Here is a 19953-nt window from a genome sequence, read left to right as displayed (position 1 = left end):
TGAGCCTTCATGGCCGCGCGACCGAGAACTGCATGCGCTGGGGGTTGCGCGCCTCGGCCTCGCGGCAGATCGCCAGCACCTCGGCCAGGATCTTGCGGGTATCGCGGGGATCGATGACGCCGTCGTCGAGCACCCGCGCGCTGGTGGAGAATACGTCCATCTGGCCGTCGAACACGCCGATGATTTGCGCCTTCATGGCGTCGAGCTTTTCCTTCTCGATCGGCTTGCCGCGCCTGATGGCGGCGGCTTCCGTGACGATCGCCATGGTTTCGGCGGCCTGCTCGCCGCCCATCACAGCGGTCTTGGCGTTGGGCCACGAGAAGCAGAAGCGCGGATGGAAGCCGCGGCCGCACATGCCGTAATTGCCGGCGCCGAACGACGCGCCGCAATAGATCGTGATCTGCGGCACGGTGGCCGAGGTCACCGCCTGGATCATCTTGGAGCCGTGCTTGATCATGCCGGCCTCTTCATAGGCCTTGCCGACCATGTAGCCGGTGGTGTTGTTGAGGTAGAGCAGCGGCGTGCGCGACTGGCAGCAGGCCTGGATGAAATGCGTCGCCTTGTTGGCGCCGTCGGGATCGAGCGGGCCGTTATTGGTGATGATGCCGATCGCCTGGCCTTCGATGCGGGCGTGGCCGCATACGGTGGCCGGTCCGTAATTGGTGCCGAACTCGGTGAAATCGGAGTCGTCGATGAACCGGGCAATCGCCTGGCGCATGTCGACCGGCCGCTTGTGGTCCATCGGCATGATGCCGAGCAATTCCTCCGGATCATGGCGCGGCGGCCGATGCGAGGTCTGGTCCGGGGCCGGCCGGTCCCATTGCAGATTGGCCATGATGTCGCGCGCAATGCGCAGCGCATCGCGGTCGTCCTCGGCCAGATAGTCGCCGAGGCCGGAAATGCTGGTGTGCATCTCGGCGCCGCCGAGTTCTTCCTCGGTGGCGATCTCTCCGGTTGCCGCCTTCAACAGCGGCGGTCCGGCGAGGAAGGCGCGGGTGCGGCCGCGCACCATCACGATGTAATCGGACAGGCCGGTCTGGTAGGCGCCGCCCGCGGTCGATGAGCCGTGCGTCACCGTCACCACCGGCAGGCCTGCCGCCGACAGCCGCGCCAGGTTGCGGAAGATGTTGCCGCCGCGGACGAAATCCTCGACCCGGTAGCGCAACAGATTGGCGCCGGCGCTTTCGACCAGCTGCACGAAAGGCAGCTTGTTCTCCAGCGCCAGTTCCTGCACCCGCAAGGTCTTGTCGAGGCCGAACGGCTGCAGCGCACCGGCATCGATGCCGGAATCATTGGCGCTGACCATGCAGCGGATGCCGGCGACGAAGCCGATGCCGGCGATCAGGCCGCCGCCGGGAACGCTCCTGGCGGCGTCGGGCACGTCGAACATGTAACCCGCCAGCGTCGACAGCTCGATGAACGGCGCGCCGGGATCGAGCACCAGCGCCACGCGCTCGCGCGGCAGCAACTGCCCGCGCTTGTGAAAGCGGTCCTTGGCGGCGGCCGAGGCGGCGCGCGCCCGCTCTTCGAGGCTGCGCATCCGCGCGATCAGCGCCAGCATGCCTTCGCGGTTGGCCTGGTAGGCAGCGCTGCCCGTGGCGATGGTCGATTCAATGACGGCCATAAATGTCGATCATTCCTGTTGCCCCGTCATTCCGGGGCAGCCCGCAGGGCTGAACCCGGAATCCAGAGATAATTAGCTCGAGATTCCGGGCTCGCGCTTCGCGCGCCCCGGAATGACGGTGTCTGGTCATGCGCTCTTCTTCGCAAAATGCTCGCTGTAGGCCTGCCGCAGTTCGACTTTGCGCAATTTGCCGGTCGCCGTCATCGGCATTTCATCGACGATCTTGATGAATTTCGGCACCTGGAAGCCGCCGAGATGCTTGCGGCAATGCTCGGCTATCCCGGCCTCGTCGGCGACCGCGCCCGGCTTCAATTTGACGAAGGCCGACACCGCCTCGCCCCATTGCGGATGCGGCAGGCCGACCACGGCGGCGTTCTGCACCGCGGGATGGGCCAGCAATGTCTCCTCGATCTTGACGGAAGCGACGTTCTCGCCGCCGGACTTGATCATGTCCTTCTTGCGGTCGAGGAACAGCACCTCGCCGTTCTCGTCGATGACGGCGAGATCGCCGGTGTGGTGCCAGCCGAACTTGCGCGCCTCTTCGGTCGCCTTCGGATCCCTGTAATAGCCCATCATCACGTTGGGTCCGCGATGCACCAGTTCGCCGGCCTGGCCGTGCGGCAGGAGGTTGCCGTCGTCGTCCATGATCGCGGTCTCGTTCACGATCAGCGATTCGCCCCAGTAATTACCGAAGCGGTTGAGCTGCACTTCCGGCCGCGACATCGTGGTGGCCGGATACATCTCGGTCTGGCCGCTCGACAGAACGAAGTTCGGACAGAGGTCGGCCATCGCGCGCTCCAACAGCGGGCGTCCCATCGGCGCCATGGTATAGATGCAGGTGCGCAGGCCGGACAGGTCGTATTCCCTGCGGCGAGGGTGATCGAGAATCGCCTGATACATCAGCGACAGCCCGACGAAGACGGTCAGCTTGTCGCGCACGATGGCTTCCATGCAGACCACCGGATCGAAGCCGCGCATCAGCGCCATGCGCCCGCCGACCGAGAGGTAACTCAGGAGCAGCACATGGCCCGCGCAGTGGAACAGCGGGAACTGCCCGGTGATGCCGTCGGTGCGGTCGAGATGCATCTCGACGCAGTTGCTCATCACCGCCATCACCACCGCGAGATGGCAATGCATCGCGCCTTTCGGGCGCGAGGTGGTGCCCGAGGTGTAGATGATCATGGCGAGATCGCGATCGTCGATCTCGATCTCGGGCTCGATCTCGGACTGGCCTTTCAGGAGGTCGTTGAAATTCTGCAGCCCCTGCGCGGCGGCGGTGCCGGCGAGGTCGACCGCGATCAAGTCCATGCCGCGCTTTTGCAGCGCGGCGCGGCGATCTTCTTGCGCATGCAGATTATCGTCGATCAGCGCGAAGCGCACCCCGGCATGATCGAGGATGTAATCCATGTCGGCCGGGCCGAGCATGGTGTTGATCGGAACCCAGACCAGGCCGGCGCGATGGATGCCGAACAGCGCTTTGACGAATTCGACCGAATTGTTGTTGATGGTGGAGATCTTCTCGCCGGGCTTGAGGCCCCGCGCCACCAGATAGTTGGCAAAGCGATTGGCGTCGCGCTCGAGCTCGGTGAAGGTCACGCGCCGCGCGCCGTCGGTCAGCGCGACCCGGTCTGGAAACCGCGCCGCGGCGCGTTTCAGGAGATCGCCGATCGCCACCCGGCCGATACGGCCCGGTCCCGGCACGCCGCCGGTCGCTGCGAGATTGGTCATTCGGTTAACTCCCTCATTTCGTCATTGCGAGGAGCGAAGCGACGAAGCAATCCATTCTTTCTTTGCGTGGCGAGATGGATTGCTTCGCTTCGCTCGCAATGACGATCGGCTGACTAATGCCTGATCCCGAAAATCTGCCGCGCTTCGGCCGGGCTTGCGATCTCGCGGCCGGCCTTGCGCGCACAGGCGGCGATGCCCTCGATCAGCTGGCCGTTCGAGGTCACCTTGGTGCCGTCGCCGAGATAGAACGTATCCTCCAGCCCGGTGCGCAGATGGCCGCCGAGATCGGCGCAGCGCTGGTGCAGCGGCCAGATTTCGGCGCGTCCGATCGCGGTAACCTGCCAATGCGCGTCCGGCAGTTTCAGCTTCAACAGGATCGGCAGCAATTCCGGATCGGCCGGCATGCCGGAGGCAACGCCCATGACGAAATTGTATTCCAGCGGCCCGGAATACATGCCGGTCTGCCGGTACATCCCGACACAGCGCACGATGCCGACGTCGAAGCATTCGAATTCCGGAATGGTGTTCGCCTGCTTCATGACGTCGAGATAGTCCTGCACCTTCTCGACCGCGTTATCGAACATCATCGGCGGCCAGGCCCAGGTGTTGTCGGCCTTCACCTTGAGATAATTCAGCGAGCCTGCGTTGCAGGCCGCCATTTCCGGCCTGGTCTCGCGCACGCAATCGAGCGCGCCCTGGTAGTTGGGTCCCGATGTGCCGGTGGTGTGATTGATGATCACCCCCGGGCAGGCCTCGCGGATCGCCTGCTGGATCTCTCTGCTCACGCCGACCTCCCAGGACGGCAGATGCCCCTTGCCCGGCGCCTGCTGGCGCAGATGGATATGCATCACGCTGGCGCCGGCGTTGAAGGCAGCCCTGGCTTCGCGCGCCATTTCCTCCGGGGTAACGGGAACGTGGTGCTGTTTCGGATCGGTCAGCACGCCGTTCAGCGCGCAGGTGATGACAGCCTTGTCGCTCATGGATCAGCTTTCGATCGGTTCAGGTCGCGGGGGGCGCGCGCATGCATGATGTTCGCGGCGGATCATGCGTCGCGCCGTCATCGGCTTCTTGCGTCCACCCGCTATTGCCCCGTGACGATCGGCATCAGGGCCGTCCCTGACGGAATCCGGCGCTGTCGAGCACGCCCGCGTCGCTGCGATAGATCGCCAGATCCCTGGAGCCCGAAAAGATCGCGCGCGGCTGCAGGCCGTAGAACCGGCGGATCGAATGGCTGAAATGGGTCGAATCGGGATAGCCGATGTCCTGCGCCAGATGCGCGAGGTTGATGTCCTCGTTGACGAAATGCAAGAGATGCCGCGCCCGCTTCCAGGCGCGAAACGCGCGGAACGATACGCCGGTCTGTTCCTTGAACAGATGCAGGAAGCGCGACGGCGACAGGCTGACCGATGCGGCGCAGTCGGCCGCGGTCATCTTGACGCCGGAGAAGTCGTTGAGTCTTGCGGCCGCTCGCCGGATGCGGCAATCGATGTTGCGGTCCGGCAAATTCTCGCCGAAACAGAGCTGGTCGAAATCGGCGGTGGTAAAGCCGCCGTTGCGCTCGCCGAGGCGCAAGGCCTCGTAGGCATCGCGAATCCGCCGCGCGAAGTCGGGCGCATCGGTCCCGGAAATCCTGGCGCTCAGGGCCGCCATCGCCGCGGGCTCGACCGTTTCCGGTTCGATCACGAGGCAGATGATCGATGTGTGATCGCTCTCGACGCTGTGGGTCGAATAGGGCGACACCACCGCCACCTCGCCCGTTACCTCCGACTTGCCTTCGGTGATTTTGAGCTGCCCGCGCATCGCGGCGTAGATGTTGTATCCGCCACTGGTGCGCTTTCGCGGCCTGCCGAGCAGGCCCGCATAGAACACCCGTTCGGGGCTGATCAGCATCAGCCGCCCGGATTCGCGGCGGTCGTAATCGTTCATAAGCGTTCCCTCCCGGGAGCGAGATCTACTTCTTGCCGCGTTGGTGCGGAGCTCTCTGGTGGAGCGAACGGCAGAATACAGAAATCGCGGCGGATGTCACCCGCGATAAATACCGGGGAATGCTCAGGATTCGGCCGATTTGGACGCTCCGGGGGGAACCCTTCAGGAGCGCCGCGCGACCTTTTGCTGCTCGCCGGCCAGAGTCTCGGCGGCGACCGCCCTTCTGTAGCCGTCGCGCGCCTGCAGGCGCTGCCAATAGGCGGCGACATTGGGCCCGAAATCCTTGGATAGCCCGATGTTTTCGGCCAGCCGCAAGGCATAGCCGATGACGATATCGGCCGCGGTGAAGCGGCCGGCGACCAGCGTCTCCGCGTTCGCCGTGGCGGCTTCGACCGCCCGCAGCCTCCCCAGGAACCATTTGGCGTAGTCTCCCGCCACCTGCGGATTGCGCCTTTCCTCGGGCTCCAGCTGGCTGTAGCGGAGCACAAGCGTCTGCGGAAAGGTCAGCGTCGCGTCGCTGAAATACATCCAGTTCAGGAACGCGCCATAGGCCGGCTCGTCGACCCCGACAATCAGCGGCGTCGGTCCGTGCCTTGTGCCGAGATAGTGACAGATGCCCGAGGACTCCGTCATCCTGGTATCGCCGTCGATCATGAACGGAATGGTGCCGAGCGGATTGATGGCGAGATATTCCTTGGCCAATACCCGCGGCGGAAACGGCAGCATCTTCAGATCGTACGGCAGCCCCATCTCTTCCAGCATCCACAGCGGCCGGAACGAGCGCGCGGCGTGGCAGTGATAAAGCGTGATCATCCGGCGTTTCCCTTGATGTTGATTCAAGCCAGTTTGGAACGCCGACACGCCGTCCGCAACGATATCTTTTTGCTCTGGGAGGCCGCGGTCGATGCGATCGAACGCGCCCATCAGCTACTCAGCGCAAGACGGGGTACCAATGCGGCGCATCCAGTCGAAGAGACACGTTCGTTCCGCTGCTCGCCGATACACTCCGGCGTATATCGTTTGCTCACTCCCGAGAAGAAAGACCGCGAAGATGGATTTCGAGCACAGTCCCAGGGCGATCGAGCTGCAGGCGAAGCTGTCGGCCTTCATGGTCCGGCACGTCTATCCCGTGGAAGGCCTTTATCAGGAGCAGGTCGAGAACGGACATCGCCATCACCGCCCGCCGATCCTGGAAGACCTGAAGCGCCTCGCCCGCGCCGAGGGGCTGTGGAATCTGTTCTTGCCCGGCGATCATGGCGCCGGCATCGGCAATCTCGAATATGCGCCGCTGGCCGAGATCATGGGGCGGATTTCCTGGGCTTCCGAAATCTTCAATTGTTCGGCGCCCGATACCGGCAACATGGAAGTGCTCGCGCTGTACGGCACCCCGGAGCAGAAGAAACGCTGGCTCGAGCCGCTGCTGTCGGGCGAAATCCGTTCGGCCTTCTCGATGACCGAGCCCGAGGTGGCCTCCAGCGACGCCACCAATATCCAGTGCAGCATCCGCCGCGACGGCAACGACTACGTTATCAACGGCCGCAAGTGGTTCACCTCGGGCGCGATGAGCGAGGATTGCAGGATCCTGATCGTGATGGGCAAGACCGATCCCGACAATCCCAACAAGCATCTGCAGCAATCGATGGTGCTGGTGCCCCGGGAGACGCCGGGGATCCGCATCGTGCGCGACATGCGGGTGTTCGGCTATGACGACGCGCCGGTCGGCCATCCCGAGATCATCTACGACAATGTCCGGGTTCCCGTCAGCAACATGCTGCTCGGCGAGGGCCGCGGTTTCGAAATTGCGCAGGGCCGCCTCGGCCCCGGCCGCATCCATCATTGCATGCGGCTGATCGGCTGCGCGCAGCGTGCGCTGGAACTGATGTGCGCCCGCGCGCAATCGCGCATCGCCTTCGGCAAACCGCTGGGTGAGCAGGGATCGGTGCGCGAGGACATCGCCCATTCCTGGTGCGAAATCGAACAGGCGCGTCTATTGACGCTGCGGGCTGCCGAGAAGATGGACCGCGAGGGCAACAAGGCGGCGCGCGACATGATCGCGGCGGCGAAAGTCGTGGTGCCGAGCATGGCCGCCCGCGTGATCGACCGCGCCATCCAGATCCATGGCGGCGCCGGCGTTTCCCAGGACACCTTCCTGGCCGAGGCCTATACCTATGCGCGCTTCATGCGGCTCGGCGACGGCCCGGATCAGGTCCATCTCGCGCAGCTCGGGCGAGGACTGCTGAAACGCTACGGCGCGCCGGCGTGATTGCGGGCCGAGCCACTAACTTCATCGTCGTCCCCGCGAAGGCGGGGACCCATACGCTGCGGCTTCGCGGTGAGACTCGGTGTGAGACGGCTTCTGCAACAACAAGCACCGGTGGCTATGGGTCCCTGCGTGCGCAGGGACGACGTTGAGAGATGACGTCATTGCGAGCCAACGGGTCGCGCGAGCGCGCGCCCGATGACAGGCTCCGCGAAGCAATCCAGAAGTCTCACCGGGAGAACAACTGGATTGCTTCGTCGCGGAACCGGTCATCGGGCGCGCATTCGCGCTACCCGTTGGCTCCTCGCAATGACGAGGTGAGGGCTCCAGTTCTGTTGACAGGAATAGACATCGCATGACCATCCGCCGCCGGGATTTTCTTGCTCTTGCGGGCGCAGCCGCGCTTGCGGGCGGGCTGCCGCGATTGGCGCGCAGCGCCGAAGGTGCCGCAAACTACGATCTCGAGCGCTTCGGCAATGCGCGCATCCTGCACATGACCGACACCCATGCGCAGCTGCTGCCGCTGTATTTTCGCGAACCGAGCGTCAATCTCGGGATCGGCGCGATGGCCGGAAAACCGCCGCATCTGGTCGGCCGCGCCTTTCTCGACCGCTTCGGCATCAAGCCTGACAGCGCCGACGCTTACGCCTTCACTTTTCTCGATTTCGAGAAGGCAGCCGTTCGATTCGGCAAGCTCGGCGGCTTCGCACATCTGAAGACGCTGATCGATCGCCTGCGCAGCGACGTCGGCCCGGGCCGCTCGCTGCTGCTTGACGGCGGCGATCTGTGGCAGGGCTCGGGCCTTTCCAACACCATGCAGGGCGCCGACATGGTCGAGGCCGCCAATCTGCTCGGCATCGAGGCCATGACCGGCCACTGGGAATTCACCTATGGCGAAAAGGCGCTGCGCAGCAACCTCGATCGCTTCAAGGGCGAATTCCTGGCGCAGAACGTCTTCCTCACCGAGGAAGCCGCCTTCAACGACGCCAAGGCGTTCGATCCGGCCTCGGGGCGGGTGTTCAAGCCGGCCACCATCAGGGAGATCGGCGGCAGCCGCGTCGCCGTGATCGGGCAGGCATTTCCCTATGTGCCGATCGCGCACCCGAAGCGGTTCACACCGGACTGGAAGTTCGGCATCCGCGACGCCGAACTGCAGAAGCTGGTCGATAGCTTGCGCAACACCGACAAGGTCGACGCCGTGGTGCTGTTGTCGCATAACGGCATGGATGTCGATCTCAAGCTGGCGAGCCGCGTCACCGGCATCGACGTCATCCTCGGCGGCCACACCCACGACGCCGTTCCGCAGCCGATCCCGGTGACCAATGCCGGCGGCACGACGCTCGTGACCAATGCCGGCTCCAGCGGAAAATTCCTTGGCGTGCTCGATCTCGATATCGCCAAGGGCAAAGTCGCCGGCGTGCGCTACCGGCTGCTGCCGGTGTTTTCGGAGCTGCTGAAGCCGGATCCGGCGATGCAGTCGCTGATCGCGAAGATGCGCGAGCCGCACGCCGCCGCTTACGCCGCGAAGGTCGCGACATCGGATCGCTTGCTCTATCGCCGCGGCAATTTTGGCGGCACCGTGGACCAGTTGATCTGCGATGCGCTGCTCGCCGAGTTCGACGCCGAGATCGCGCTGTCGCCGGGCTTCCGCTGGGGCAACAGCGTGCTGCCGGGCCAGCCGGTGACCATGGAAGACGTGCTGTCGGAAACCGCCATTGCCTACCCCGAGACCTACGCGCTGAGCATGACCGGCGGCCAGATCAAGGACATCCTCGAAGACGTCTGCGACAATCTCTTCAACGTCGATCCCTATTATCAGCAGGGCGGCGACATGGTTCGCGTCGGCGGCCTCGCCTATTCCTGCGCTCCGACCGAGAGCGTCGGTCGCCGGATTTCCGACCTGAAACTCGGCAACGGCAAGCCGCTCGAGGCCGGCAAGAGCTACAAGGTGGCGGGATGGGCTTCCGTCAACGAGCAGCAGGGCGTGCCGGTGTGGGATGTATTCGCAAAACATCTGCGCTCGGGGAAAACGTCGACCCAGCGCGGCACCGGCGTCACCCTGAAGGGCGTTGAAGGCAATCCAGGCATTACGGAACAGGGATGAGAACTATCCCGGCACATGGACGATCGATCGCTCGCGCCTTCGGTTTTGCCGTGATCGCGGCAACGTTCGCGTCGCTCGCCCGCGCGGAGCAGGCGCCGCTGCCGGACAAGCCGTTCGCCGAGCATCGAATCGTACTGCAGCTTTCGGACAATGATCCGAAGAAGCAGGGCCTCGTCATCAGCGTCGCCAATAACCTTCTGAAACTCTACGATCCCGACAAGGTCGCGGTCGAAGTGGTGACGTTCGGCCCCGGCATCGAATTGCTGTCCCCCGGCAACAGCAACCGCAAACTGGTCGAGAGCCTGGTCGCGCAGGGCGTGCGCTTCGATGTCTGCCTGAATACCGTGGATTCGGTCGAGCGCGACACCGGCAAACGGCCGGAATTCATCGCCGCCGCGACGCCGGTACAGGTCGGCGTCGGGCAAATCCTGTCGCTCACCGAGAACGGCTATACCTTGGTTCGGCCTTAGAGGAGTTTTGTGATGCGCGGCTTCCTTCACCGTCTGGCCACCGTGGCCTTCATGTCGCTGGCGCTGGCCTCGGCCGGCTCCGCGGCCGAGGAGAAAAAACCGCATCGCCTCGCGATCCAGGTCGACCAGAACGATCCGCAGGTCATGAACCTCGCGCTGAACAACGCCACCAACGTGATCGAATATTATCGCGGCAAGGGCGAAGACGTCGATGTCGACATCGTCACCTATGGGCCCGGCCTCCATATGCTGCGGGCCGACACCTCACCGGTGCAGGACCGCATCAAGCGCCTCAAGGAGCTGGCCTTTCCCGGCAAGATCCAGTTTTCGGCCTGCAACAACACCAAGCAGGGCATGGAGAAGGCCGAAGGCAAGGCGGTTTCCATCCTGTCCGACGCCACCATCGTCCCTTCGGGCGTGGTTCAGTTGATGGAGCTGCAGGAGCAGGGCTGGAGCTATATCCGGCCGTGACGATGAAGCACGCAAGACCTGAAAGACCGAAGCTGCGATATCCAGCCATGATCGGCGCGATGATGCTTGCGCTCGGCGTGGCGCCGGCCGCGGCGGGCGACGATGCGCTGGTGGTCTATAAATCGCTGTCGCCGGAAGTGGCGCTGGAAGCGGCGCAGGCGGCGCTGAGGAAGTGCCGCGACAACGGCTTTCAGGTCGCGGTCGCGGTGGTGGACCGCTTCGGCCAGCCGCAAGTGATGCTGCGCGACCGCTATGCCGGGCTGCCCGCGCCCGATACCGCCACCCGCAAGGCCTATACGTCCCTGAGTTTCCGCGCCTCCACCACTGATCTTTCGAAGTCGATCAAATCCGGTCAGCTGGACCCCGGCCTGGCCCGCTTGCCGAATGTCGCCATGCTCGGCGGCGGGCTGATGATCGAGGCCGCCGGAACGCTGCTCGGCGGCATCGGCGTCTCCGGCGCGCCCGGCGGCGACAAGGACGACGAATGCGCCAAGGCGGGGATCGATGCTATCCGCGACAAGCTCGATTTCTGATATGATGCCGAACCACAACGGTAACAGGCGACCATGATCTTTCGGCAATTGTTCGACAGCGTTTCGGGCACCTACAGCTACCTGCTGGCCAGCCGCGCCGGCGGCGAGGCGCTGATCCTCGACCCCGTGCTGGAGAAGGTCGATCGCTATTGCCAATTGCTCAGGGAGCTCGATCTCCGGCTGGTCAAGGCGGTCGATACCCATCTGCACGCCGACCACGTCACCGGGCTAGGCGAGCTGCGCGACCGCACCCACTGCGTCACCATCATGGGCGAGCAGAGCAAGGCCGACGTGGTGGCGATGCGGGTCAGTGACGGCGACAAGGTGATGATCGAGGGCCTCGGCCTCGATGTGATGTACACGCCCGGCCATACCGACGATTCCTACAGCTTCCTGATGCGCGACCGCGTCTTCACCGGCGATACGCTCCTGATCCGCGGCACCGGCCGCACCGATTTCCAGAACGGCAGCGCGCGGGCGCAATACGATTCCATTTTCAACCGGCTGCTCAAGCTGCCCGACGAGACGATGGTATTCCCCGCCCATGACTACAAGGGCGATACCGTCTCGACTATCGGCGAGGAAAAGCGCTTCAATCCGCGGCTGCAGGTGCGCTCGGTCGATGAATACATCGAGCTGATGGGCAATCTGAAATTGCCCAACCCGAAATTGATGGACGTGGCGGTGCCGGCCAACATGCATGTCGGCCTGCATCAGGACGATCTGGCCAAACAGGGGCAATCGCTCACCGCGCGCGAGGGAATCGACAGCCTCGGCCGGCCAGACATCCTTCTGGTCGATCTCCGCGAAACCAGCGAACGCGCCAAGCATGGCACCCTGCCGGGCGCGCTGCACGCGCCCTATCCCGGCATCGGCGAAGCCTTGAGGCCCGGCGGCATGCTGCGCGAGGTGGCGGCGGCGACCGGACGCCGCATCGTGTTCTTCTGCGCCTTCGGCGAACGTTCCGCGATGGCTGTGACTGCGGCCAAGGAAGCGGGCCTCGCCAACACCGCGCACATCGCCGGCGGCATCGACGCCTGGAAGAAGGCCGGCGGCCCGGTGCTGACGGGGTGACCGTCATTGCGAGGAGCGAAGCGACGAAGCAATCCAGCTTTCTTCAAGTGAAGCTGGATTGCTTCGCTTCGCTCGCAATGACGATTTGAAACCCTTACTTCCCCACCCGCCTCAACTCCTTGACCAGCACGTCCAGTGCCTCCGCCAGCATCACGCCGCCGCATTCGGTCAGCCGTTCCGGGATGACGATGCGATTGGCGGTCGGATAGAACCGCTCGAGCGCCGGGTGCAGCAGGAAGGCCTGGCCGTCATCGCGCGCGACGTCGCCGGCCTGCGACACCAGCAGCAGATCTGGCTTCAGCTTCACGATTTCCTCGAGCGAGGCGAATCCGCCAGATGCAAAACCGAGTTCGCGGGCGGTGTTGAACAGCCCGGTCTCGGCCAGGAGCGAGCCGACAAAGCTGTCGCTGCCCGCCACCCAGCCGCGCCGCGACAGCGGCAGCACCCGGTAATGCCTGTCGGCGACGGCCTGCCGCGCGCGCGCGAGCGCCGCATCGAGCCGGGCGACCTGTTGCGCGGCGCGATCGGGATGTCCGGCAATGGCGCCGAGCTCGCGAATCTGGGCCTTCACCTCGGCGAGATTGCGCGGCACGGCAAGCTCGGCGAGATGCAGCCCGTTCGCCTTCAACAGTTCCCGCGTCGAGCGCTTGTCGAACAGGCTGGCGACCACCACGTCGGGCTTCAGCACCAGCACATCCTCGGCGCCTCCGGACAGCGTCGGATAACGGTTGACGTCGCCGGCCACCCAGGCATCCCTGGAAAACCGGCTAAGGCCGAGGATCTGGTCGGGATCGGCGAGCGTCAGCAGCGCCTGATCGGTGCAGACGTTCATCGATACGATGCGTGGGCCCACGGCGGACGCGGGCGGCGCAGCGCCGAACGTCGCCAACGCAGCGATGGCGACCGCAGCAGCCAGCGATCCGGGGCGCTCCGGCATCAGATTTCCGCCCACGGCACGATCACGGCCTCGTGCCGGTATTCCGCGCGATAGGCGCTGATCCTGAACACATCGGCCATCACCTGTTCCGACAGCGCCACGGCGGGCGCGCCTTGCGCGACGAGGCGACCCTCGCACAGCACCAGGACATGATCGGCGAACCGCGCGGCAAGCCCGAGATCGTGCGTCACCACGATCACCAGCACGCCGCGATCGGCAGCGGCGCGGAGGCCTTTCATGACGTCGAACTGGTGACGCGGATCGAGCGAGGCGGTCGGCTCGTCGGCCAGGATCACCGGCGCTTCCACCGCAAGCACGCGCGCCAGCGCAACGCGGCTGCGTTCGCCGCCGGACAGCTCGGTGACGCGACGATCGCTGAAGGCAACGACGTCGGCGGCCTGCATCGCCCGCTGCACCGCCTCGACATCCCCGGGGCTCAGCCGCGCCGGGTCGGTCGCACCATGCGGATAGCGGCCGAGCGCCACGATATCGCGTGCCGGCAGCGGCCAGTGCACGATGTGGCCCTGCGGCAGATAGCCGAAGCGCCGGGCGCGCTCGCGCAGCGAGAGCGACGACAAGGCCTCGCCGCCGATGTGGATGGCGCCGTCCGACGGCAGCAGCCCCGCCAATGCGCGCAACAGCGTGGTCTTGCCGGCGCCGTTCGGTCCGACCAGCGCGACCAGATGCCCCGGCGATAGCGACAGCGAGATATCGTTGAGCACGGCGCGGCCGGCCAGCCGGACGTTCACACCCTGCGCGGTGAGAAAGGCGGAAGCGGTCATGTGACGCCTCCGCCGAGCGCGCGGCGTTCGCGCATGATCAGATAGAGGAAGAACGGCACGCCGATGATCGAGGTCAATACGCCGACCTTGATGTCGCTGGTCGATGGAATGATGCGCACCGCGATATCGGCGGCCAGCAGCAGCGCAGCTCCGGTGAGCGCGCTTGGAACCAGCAGCCGCGCCGGATCGTGGCCGATCAGGGGCCGCATCAGATGCGGCGCGACCAGGCCGATGAAGCCGATGGTGCCTGACACCGCGACCGCGCCGCCGACGCCGAGCGCAACGCCGGCAATGACCACCAGCCGCAGCCGGCCAACATCGACGCCGAGGCTTTGGGCGGTCTCCTCGCCGAGGCTGAGCGCGCGGAAGGCGCTGCGCTGGCTCATCAGGATGATCGCGCCAGCGACGATGAACGGCAGCGCCAGTGCAACATGCTGAAAACTGCGATCCTCCAGCGAGCCGAGCAGCCAGAACGCGATTTCCAGCACCACGAAGGGATTGCTGGACAGGTTCATCACCAATGCGGTCGCGGCTCCCGCAAGGCTCGAGATCGCAAGGCCCGCCAGAATCAGGATCAAGAGGCCGGCGTTGCGGCCGGCGATCGCGAGCAGCACGAAAACGGAAGCGAATGCCGCAAAAATCGCCGCGACCGGGAGCGCGTAGGAGCGCACGTCGGCAAGCCCGAGCGCGATCACCAGCACCGCGCCGAAGGCCGCCGACTGCGGCCCGCCGAACAACGACGGCGAGGCCAGGGGATTGCGCAGCAATCCCTGCAATGCAGCGCCGGACAGTCCGAGTATCGCGCCGATCGCGAATCCCAAAATCGTACGCGGCAGCCGGATCTCGCGCACGATCACCTGCGCCACGTCGCTGCCGCCGCCGAACAGCGCCTCGGCCACGGCCGGTGGCGACAGCCACACCGGCCCGGTCCCGAGCGAGATCAGCACCAGCAGCACGACCAGCATCACGAGCGCGGCCATCACGCCGGCGCGCCGCCGCGCCGCGATGTCCGCCATCGCCATGACGTTCTGAATGCTCATCAATTCATTCCCGGGGCGGCAAGCCGTGCCGCTTTCCCATGCTCTTACAACGATTGAGGTCGGGCACAAGCGGGGCCGCGAACAAAATGCGTACCCGATCCCGCGCAGGCGGTGGCCCGAACGATGAGCATTGACTCCTCGCCCGGCAAACTTCTAGATGTCCGCGACGGTTCCCTCGTTTGGGGATCAAAAGGGAATGCGGTGCGGGGAAACTTCCCCAATGCCGCGGCTGCCCCCGCAACTGTAAGCGGTGAATCTTTCGTCCTATGCCACTGGGAATCTCGGTCCTGGGAAGGCGACGAAGGGTTACGACCCGCGAGCCAGGAGACCTGCCGTCAATCGTGGTCACACGCGAAGATGTCGGTCGGGGAGTACAGACATTAGCTTCACCAGAAGTGCTTGAAGCACAAAGGTGAGACTTCGTTCGCTGTGACGTGCCACTGACGTCATACCGAGGTCTAACCATGTCTTCCATCTCTCTGGCCGCACAGCGGCGCCGCAGCTGTTGGCTTGCCACCACTTTCCTTGTGCCCGTTCTGTCTTTCGGCGTTTCCACGGCACGCGCGCAGCAGGTCGCGGCCGCCCTGCCGCCGATCGAAATCAGCGCCCCCAATGACGAGAACCGCACCCGGGCCAAGCCTAGGACCGATCAGGAACAGGGGTCGCGCCGCATAGCGCCCGCGCCGACCAGCCGGCGCAATGCCGCGCCGTCCGCTGGCAGAACCGCAGGCGCCACGGCTGTCCGGCAATTCAACGGCATCGTCGGCACATCCGCGACCGTGATCACCGCGGAGGAGATCGCGCATTCGCCGGCAGCGACGCTGCAGGAAATCATCGCGCAGACGCCGGGCGTGCAACTGACCAGCCTGTATGGCGGCGTCAACGGCGTGAAGACCAGCGTCGACCTGCGCGGATTCGGCGCCTTCGCCAGCTCCAATACCCTGCTCCTGATCAACGGCCGCAGGGTCAACGACATCGACATGCAGGGCGTCGACTTCTCCACCATTCCGCGCGATTCGATCGAACGCATCGAGATCACCCGCGGCAACAGCGGCGCGGTGCTCTACGGTGACAACGCGGTCGGCGGCGTCATCAATATCATCCTGAAAAACGGCGTCGGCGGCCCGCCGGCCGCGATCCGCGCCGAGGGCGGCGCCGGATCCTTCAACGCCCGCATGGTTTCGTTCTCGGCCGCGACCAATTACGGCCCGTGGTCGGCGTCGTTCTACGGCAACGGCATCAAGTCCGACGGCTACCGGGTCAACAATGCCCTCGACCAGCGCAACGGCATCGGCAACCTCAATTACACCACGTCCGATCTCACCGCGTTCCTGACCCTGTCCGGCGACGACCAGAAGCTCGGCTTCCCCGGCGGCCGGCTGGTCGATCCATCCATTGGTCTCAACGAGCTCGTCACCAATCGCCGCGGCACCAACACGCCGTTCGACTACGGCAACCAGCAGGGCGCCAACGCCACCGCCGGCTTCACCAAGACCTTGATGAACGGCGTCGATCTGATCGTCGACGGCGGCGTGCGCGACAAGAAGCAGCAGGCCGGGTTCTTCAATCCCTTCGGTAACAGTTACGTCGACAGCCATCTGCAGACCTGGGCGATCACCCCGCGCCTGAGCATCAAGAACGTGATCTTCGGGCTGCCGTCGTCGATCCTGACCGGCGTCGACTACTACGACGCGACCTTTCACCAGGAGCGCCCGGTAAACAAGGGCACGCCGCCGATCCACACCTATGATCTCCAGCAGCAGACGCTGGCCGGTTACTGGCAGCAGACCATCGGACTGTTGCCGACGACCGATTTCTCGTATGGCGCCCGTGTGCAGCAAACGACGCTGAAAGCCAGGGATATTCTCAACAACGATCCGAATTGCGCATTTTTCTTTACCTGCAGTGCGCAAAACCTGCCGCTGGATAGTCAGGAAGGCCAATACGCCCTGCATATCGGCCTCGAACATCGCTTCAACAATGTCTTCTCGGTATTCGGCCGCGCCGCCCGTGCGTTCCGCACGCCGAATGTCGATGAGAGATTGTCCTCCGGACCCGCCTTCGATCCATTCTTCAACGCGCTCCCCGGCGACTTCAGGCTGAAGACCCAGACCTCGCACGACATCGAAGGCGGCTTCCGCGTCAGGTCGGGCGGCTTCCAGATGCAATCCAGCATCTACGGCATGGACCTCGAGAACGAGATCCATTTCATCCCGGCGCTGTTCTACAACGTCAACCTCGATCCGACCCGCCGTTACGGCTCGGAGACCAGCGCATCGCTGCGCGTCAGCGACAGCGTGATGCTGCGGGGCGGCATGGCCTATACCCGCGCGGTGTTCCGCGAAGGCCAGTTTGCCGGCAACGACGTTCCGCTGGTGTCCCGATATACCGCCAGCGGCGGCGTGACCTGGAACATCTGGCAGAAATATCTGGTTGCGGATGCCACCGTGCGCGGCTGGAGCGAACGCTTCATGGACAACGACCAGGCCAACACCCAGCGGCGGATTCCGGCCAGCGCCACCATCGACTTCAAGCTGAGCGGCGAATACGAGCACTTCTACTGGTCGCTCTCCGTGAACAACATCCTCGACGCGCTGTATTACGACTACGCGGTGGCGAGCAGCTTTACCGCCGGCCGCTTCAGCGCCTACCCGCTGCCGGGCCGGACCTACATGGTGAAGGCCGGCGCAACGTTCTGACGGCCATAGCGTTTTCGAGCGAAGTGGATACCGGTTCGCGTGAAGAAAACGCGTCAAAACAAGAACTAAAGCCGGTCCTGCCCGGACCGGCTTGCCCCGATCTCCCGTGACGCTATTCTCCCCGGCCGGATGCCGGGAGAATAGCGAACGATGCGTGTTGCGACGATCGATCTGCTGCAGGGGGCGATCGCCGATCCCGACACGCAATGGAGCCTCGGCACCTTCGGCGCCATCGCCGAATTCTCGCGCGACCGCGATGAGCCGGTCGCACTGCGGCAGGCCGACGACGCCGTGTCGGCCGTCACGCCGCGCGGCGGCATCGTCATCAGGCATCATCCGCGTAACCGGCCTCTCGCCTCCGAAAGCATCACCAAATCGGGCTGGAATCAGCGCATCGCGCTGTGCCTGACCGACGACGATGGCGCGATGGGCGGCCGAACCGTGCTGACCGAACTCGGCGCCGACCGAGACGCCCTGCGCGCGGAGGATCGCGAATCGGTTCTGTTCGATCTTGGCCTCGGCGCGCCACATGCGGATTTCTGCGTCCGCGTCGGCGATAGCGACACCGCGGCACAGTTGCGCCAGCACGCCGGCCGGGCGGTGTTCGAGCCCGGCAATCCCGCGATGGGACTGATTCTGGCGGCCAATCCGCACCGCGTCTTCCTCAGCCGGCTCGGCCGGATCGAGGTCTATCAACCGATCCCGCACGCTTCGGGAAAAAGCCCCGACGGGCCGCACACCCATGTCCTGCCGAAGCTGTTGAAGAGCGGCCGGACCCATCCCGCGACCGAGCCGATCCCCGAGGGCTGGGTTCCCTGCGCGCATCTCTATCCGCCGCATCCGGCGCGCGATGGGTTGGGCGAGCCCCGGCCGTTCGACGCGGCCCGCCATGATTCGTTTCAGGAAATAATCGAGCGGTTCGGACAGCCCGAGACCTCAGCGATCAAGCGGCGCATCATGGAAGCGATCGATGCCAACGAGCCGCCATCGGCGCTGGCGCAGGACCGCCATGGCCGCACCACGATCCGGATCGCCTTGCGGCAGATGAAGGCCGCCGGACACCTCTCGCCGGCCTTGCAGTCCTGGATCGAGAACTTCGATCCGGCTGGCCTCGAGAGCGACGCGGACGAAGCCGACCTTCACCACGATCGCTGATTTGGGCCGAAAAGCGGCTCTTTTGCTCCGAAAGGCGGCCTAAACTTGCCCTGTCCAGATGCATATATAGTGTTATTGGACAGGTTGCTGCACCCATGCTGGGCGCCGTGAATTTGAGGCACCCGATGAACGACGAACCGAAAACGCCGGCCGAACTGAGAGAGATCAGACTGAGCCGAAAGGCCGCCCAGAATGCCGAAGGCATCAAGGCGATGGCCGATATCGCGGCGGCCGACATCGCGATTCGGAAGCGGACGGCGGACCTGCGCGCGCTGCGACTGGCAAAGGAAGCCGCCGACCGAGAAAACCCGCCGGAGCCGAAGGTAAAGGCCAAGGCCAAACCCAAGAAAAAGAAAACGACCTAGATGACAAAAGAAGATCGCGACCGCGCCGATGCGCGTTTCAACAAGGCTACGCGCGCAGCAAGCCAGGCCAGGGCCGGCGGCACCGAGCGCGACGCCGCAACGAAAGCCGTGCTCGACAACATGGCCAGGCTGAAAGCACTGCGGCTCGCCCGCGAAGCCGCCGAGCCGCTGCGACCTCCCGCCGCGAAAACGACGCGCGCCAAATCACCGAAGAAGTCGGGCGAAAAAGCCCCGGCACTGTCGGATTGGCTGGCGAGCCAGCAGAAGGGCGGACACCGGACTTAAGCGATCATGTTGCCTGGTCGCACCTGCCCGGCCTCTTGGTTCGGGACGCGCGGCGTTGCCGCGCTCTTCACCATGAGGGTCTAAGACTTCATCCTAAGGGGAGCGCGCATCTGCGCGCGTCCCGAAGGATGACGCCCGGCGCGAATGCTTAGGCCGGCACCGGCCATTGCACCATCGACCGCGTCTTGGTCGCGGCATCGTAGACCTGCACCTGAAGCATCGGGAACTTGTTCTTCAGCGCCATGCCCGCCTCTTCGGCGGCCTCGACGGTGTCGTGGTGCGACTTGAAGTGACCGTCCACGACCAGCGAGTACCCGGTGGTCGGCGCTTTATCGGCGCGCAGGATCTTGCGGGGCTGCTGTTCTTCGACGGCTTCGATCTTAGGTTTTTTCATCTTGGCTCCAAATCATGATCCGATTGAACGGGATCATGATCTCATCTGTTGTTTGAGCATGCCCGGGACAAACGCTACGCGTTTGTCCTGAGGGTCTCCATTTTCT

The 19953-nt window shown here is 64.7% G+C and carries 19 protein-coding genes and 1 riboswitch; of the genes, 10 read left to right on the top strand and 9 right to left on the bottom strand.

Annotation, left to right across the window (positions count from 1 at the left end; translation table 11 throughout):
• Positions 1 to 7: 7 nt before the first annotated feature.
• From KMZ29_RS02930 to KMZ29_RS02910, 5 genes are all read right to left on the bottom strand, one after another.
• On the bottom strand, positions 8 to 1624 hold the full coding sequence (locus tag KMZ29_RS02930) for an acyl-CoA carboxylase subunit beta (RefSeq protein WP_215622388.1): 1617 nt from the start codon (positions 1622 to 1624) through the stop codon (positions 8 to 10).
• 126 nt (positions 1625 to 1750) lie between these two features.
• Positions 1751 to 3352, bottom strand: a complete 1602-nt coding sequence (locus KMZ29_RS02925) for an AMP-binding protein (protein ID WP_215622387.1) — start codon at positions 3350 to 3352, stop codon at positions 1751 to 1753.
• Between the two features lie 113 nt (positions 3353 to 3465).
• Positions 3466 to 4332, bottom strand: a complete 867-nt coding sequence (locus KMZ29_RS02920; RefSeq protein WP_215604602.1) for a beta-keto acid cleavage family enzyme — start codon at positions 4330 to 4332, stop codon at positions 3466 to 3468.
• A gap of 124 nt (positions 4333 to 4456) precedes the next feature.
• Positions 4457 to 5278, bottom strand: coding sequence for a helix-turn-helix domain-containing protein (locus KMZ29_RS02915; protein WP_215622386.1), 822 nt, complete (start codon positions 5276 to 5278; stop codon positions 4457 to 4459).
• Positions 5279 to 5440: 162 nt separating this feature from the next.
• On the bottom strand, positions 5441 to 6091 hold the full coding sequence (locus KMZ29_RS02910) for a glutathione S-transferase family protein (protein WP_215622385.1): 651 nt from the start codon (positions 6089 to 6091) through the stop codon (positions 5441 to 5443).
• A gap of 238 nt (positions 6092 to 6329) precedes the next feature.
• Here KMZ29_RS02910 and KMZ29_RS02905 point away from each other — a divergent pair, with 238 nt between their 5' ends.
• The 6 genes from KMZ29_RS02905 (at position 6330) to KMZ29_RS02880 (ending at position 12190) form a co-directional block, all read left to right on the top strand.
• Complete coding sequence (locus KMZ29_RS02905; protein ID WP_215622384.1) at positions 6330 to 7541, top strand: acyl-CoA dehydrogenase family protein; 1212 nt, start codon at positions 6330 to 6332, stop codon at positions 7539 to 7541.
• A 352-nt stretch (positions 7542 to 7893) separates the two neighbouring features.
• Complete coding sequence (gene soxB / locus KMZ29_RS02900) at positions 7894 to 9642, top strand: thiosulfohydrolase SoxB (protein ID WP_215622383.1); 1749 nt, start codon at positions 7894 to 7896, stop codon at positions 9640 to 9642.
• Positions 9639 to 10112 carry a DsrE family protein gene (locus KMZ29_RS02895; RefSeq protein WP_249779813.1) on the top strand — a complete coding sequence of 158 codons (474 nt, stop codon included), beginning with the start codon at positions 9639 to 9641 and terminating at the stop codon, positions 10110 to 10112. Before soxB ends, KMZ29_RS02895 begins: the two co-directional genes overlap by 4 nt.
• 12 nt (positions 10113 to 10124) lie before the next feature.
• Positions 10125 to 10583, top strand: coding sequence for a DsrE family protein (locus KMZ29_RS02890; RefSeq protein WP_215622382.1), 459 nt, complete (start codon positions 10125 to 10127; stop codon positions 10581 to 10583).
• Positions 10584 to 10630: 47 nt separating this feature from the next.
• Entirely contained in the window at positions 10631 to 11116 is a 486-nt protein-coding gene (locus KMZ29_RS02885) for a GlcG/HbpS family heme-binding protein (RefSeq protein WP_215622381.1), read from the top strand.
• Between the two features lie 33 nt (positions 11117 to 11149).
• Complete coding sequence (locus tag KMZ29_RS02880; RefSeq protein ID WP_215622380.1) at positions 11150 to 12190, top strand: MBL fold metallo-hydrolase; 1041 nt, start codon at positions 11150 to 11152, stop codon at positions 12188 to 12190.
• A gap of 94 nt (positions 12191 to 12284) precedes the next feature.
• On the opposite strand, the gene KMZ29_RS02875 is transcribed toward KMZ29_RS02880, so the two are convergent.
• Genes KMZ29_RS02875 through KMZ29_RS02865 form a run of 3 tightly spaced genes read right to left on the bottom strand, consistent with a single transcriptional unit; the run spans position 12285 to position 14931 of the window.
• The gene (locus tag KMZ29_RS02875) at positions 12285 to 13127 is read right to left on the bottom strand and encodes an ABC transporter substrate-binding protein (RefSeq protein WP_215622379.1); all 843 of its coding nucleotides are present in this window, start codon (positions 13125 to 13127) and stop codon (positions 12285 to 12287) included.
• Positions 13127 to 13909: an ABC transporter ATP-binding protein gene (locus KMZ29_RS02870; RefSeq protein ID WP_215622378.1), complete on the bottom strand. Its 783-nt coding sequence runs from the start codon at positions 13907 to 13909 to the stop codon at positions 13127 to 13129. Before KMZ29_RS02870 ends, KMZ29_RS02875 begins: the two co-directional genes overlap by 1 nt.
• Positions 13906 to 14931 (bottom strand): FecCD family ABC transporter permease, encoded by a 1026-nt coding sequence (locus tag KMZ29_RS02865; protein ID WP_369810108.1) that lies wholly within the window; start codon positions 14929 to 14931, stop codon positions 13906 to 13908. The genes KMZ29_RS02870 and KMZ29_RS02865 overlap by 4 nt, the downstream gene beginning before the upstream one ends.
• Positions 14932 to 15099: 168 nt before the next feature.
• A riboswitch (cobalamin riboswitch) is annotated at positions 15100 to 15300 on the top strand.
• 113 nt (positions 15301 to 15413) lie between these two features.
• On the opposite strand from KMZ29_RS02865, the gene KMZ29_RS02860 reads away from it, so the two are divergent.
• From KMZ29_RS02860 to KMZ29_RS02845, 4 genes are all read left to right on the top strand, one after another.
• Positions 15414 to 17648, top strand: a complete 2235-nt coding sequence (locus tag KMZ29_RS02860) for a TonB-dependent receptor (protein WP_215622376.1) — start codon at positions 15414 to 15416, stop codon at positions 17646 to 17648.
• Between the two features lie 150 nt (positions 17649 to 17798).
• Positions 17799 to 18803, top strand: a complete 1005-nt coding sequence (locus tag KMZ29_RS02855; RefSeq protein ID WP_215622375.1) for a DUF6925 family protein — start codon at positions 17799 to 17801, stop codon at positions 18801 to 18803.
• A 125-nt stretch (positions 18804 to 18928) separates the two neighbouring features.
• Positions 18929 to 19168 carry a transcriptional regulator gene (locus tag KMZ29_RS02850; protein WP_215622374.1) on the top strand — a complete coding sequence of 80 codons (240 nt, stop codon included), beginning with the start codon at positions 18929 to 18931 and terminating at the stop codon, positions 19166 to 19168.
• Positions 19169 to 19453, top strand: a complete 285-nt coding sequence (locus KMZ29_RS02845; RefSeq protein ID WP_215622373.1) for a hypothetical protein — start codon at positions 19169 to 19171, stop codon at positions 19451 to 19453.
• Between the two features lie 148 nt (positions 19454 to 19601).
• Here KMZ29_RS02845 and KMZ29_RS02840 read toward each other — a convergent pair whose 3' ends face one another.
• Positions 19602 to 19847, bottom strand: a complete 246-nt coding sequence (locus KMZ29_RS02840) for a hypothetical protein (RefSeq protein ID WP_215614433.1) — start codon at positions 19845 to 19847, stop codon at positions 19602 to 19604.
• Between the last annotated feature and the right edge of the window lie 106 nt (positions 19848 to 19953).

It is taken from the genome of Bradyrhizobium sediminis, assembly GCF_018736085.1.
GTDB lineage: Bacteria > Pseudomonadota > Alphaproteobacteria > Rhizobiales > Xanthobacteraceae > Bradyrhizobium > Bradyrhizobium sediminis.
The sequence above is the reverse complement of the archived record's forward strand: the minus strand, read 5'-3'. Positions and strand labels throughout refer to the sequence as shown.

What these genes read in the sequence shown, in the direction of transcription:
- KMZ29_RS02855 (WP_215622375.1), top strand. Translation starts at nt 17,799, where the DNA reads ATGCGTGTTGCGACGATCGATCTGCTGCAGGGGGCGATCGCCGATCCC.
- KMZ29_RS02905 (WP_215622384.1), top strand. Translation starts at nt 6,330, where the DNA reads ATGGATTTCGAGCACAGTCCCAGGGCGATCGAGCTGCAGGCGAAGCTG.
- KMZ29_RS02865 (WP_369810108.1), bottom strand. Translation starts at nt 14,931, where the DNA reads ATGGCGATGGCGGACATCGCGGCGCGGCGGCGCGCCGGCGTGATGGCC.
- KMZ29_RS02870 (WP_215622378.1), bottom strand. Translation starts at nt 13,909, where the DNA reads ATGACCGCTTCCGCCTTTCTCACCGCGCAGGGTGTGAACGTCCGGCTG.
- KMZ29_RS02880 (WP_215622380.1), top strand. Translation starts at nt 11,150, where the DNA reads ATGATCTTTCGGCAATTGTTCGACAGCGTTTCGGGCACCTACAGCTAC.
- KMZ29_RS02885 (WP_215622381.1), top strand. Translation starts at nt 10,631, where the DNA reads ATGATCGGCGCGATGATGCTTGCGCTCGGCGTGGCGCCGGCCGCGGCG.
- KMZ29_RS02920 (WP_215604602.1), bottom strand. Translation starts at nt 4,332, where the DNA reads ATGAGCGACAAGGCTGTCATCACCTGCGCGCTGAACGGCGTGCTGACC.
- KMZ29_RS02840 (WP_215614433.1), bottom strand. Translation starts at nt 19,847, where the DNA reads ATGAAAAAACCTAAGATCGAAGCCGTCGAAGAACAGCAGCCCCGCAAG.
- KMZ29_RS02860 (WP_215622376.1), top strand. Translation starts at nt 15,414, where the DNA reads ATGTCTTCCATCTCTCTGGCCGCACAGCGGCGCCGCAGCTGTTGGCTT.
- KMZ29_RS02890 (WP_215622382.1), top strand. Translation starts at nt 10,125, where the DNA reads ATGCGCGGCTTCCTTCACCGTCTGGCCACCGTGGCCTTCATGTCGCTG.
- KMZ29_RS02925 (WP_215622387.1), bottom strand. Translation starts at nt 3,352, where the DNA reads ATGACCAATCTCGCAGCGACCGGCGGCGTGCCGGGACCGGGCCGTATC.
- KMZ29_RS02850 (WP_215622374.1), top strand. Translation starts at nt 18,929, where the DNA reads ATGAACGACGAACCGAAAACGCCGGCCGAACTGAGAGAGATCAGACTG.
- KMZ29_RS02930 (WP_215622388.1), bottom strand. Translation starts at nt 1,624, where the DNA reads ATGGCCGTCATTGAATCGACCATCGCCACGGGCAGCGCTGCCTACCAG.
- KMZ29_RS02875 (WP_215622379.1), bottom strand. Translation starts at nt 13,127, where the DNA reads ATGCCGGAGCGCCCCGGATCGCTGGCTGCTGCGGTCGCCATCGCTGCG.
- soxB (WP_215622383.1), top strand. Translation starts at nt 7,894, where the DNA reads ATGACCATCCGCCGCCGGGATTTTCTTGCTCTTGCGGGCGCAGCCGCG.
- KMZ29_RS02915 (WP_215622386.1), bottom strand. Translation starts at nt 5,278, where the DNA reads ATGAACGATTACGACCGCCGCGAATCCGGGCGGCTGATGCTGATCAGC.
- KMZ29_RS02845 (WP_215622373.1), top strand. Translation starts at nt 19,169, where the DNA reads ATGACAAAAGAAGATCGCGACCGCGCCGATGCGCGTTTCAACAAGGCT.
- KMZ29_RS02910 (WP_215622385.1), bottom strand. Translation starts at nt 6,091, where the DNA reads ATGATCACGCTTTATCACTGCCACGCCGCGCGCTCGTTCCGGCCGCTG.
- KMZ29_RS02895 (WP_249779813.1), top strand. Translation starts at nt 9,639, where the DNA reads ATGAGAACTATCCCGGCACATGGACGATCGATCGCTCGCGCCTTCGGT.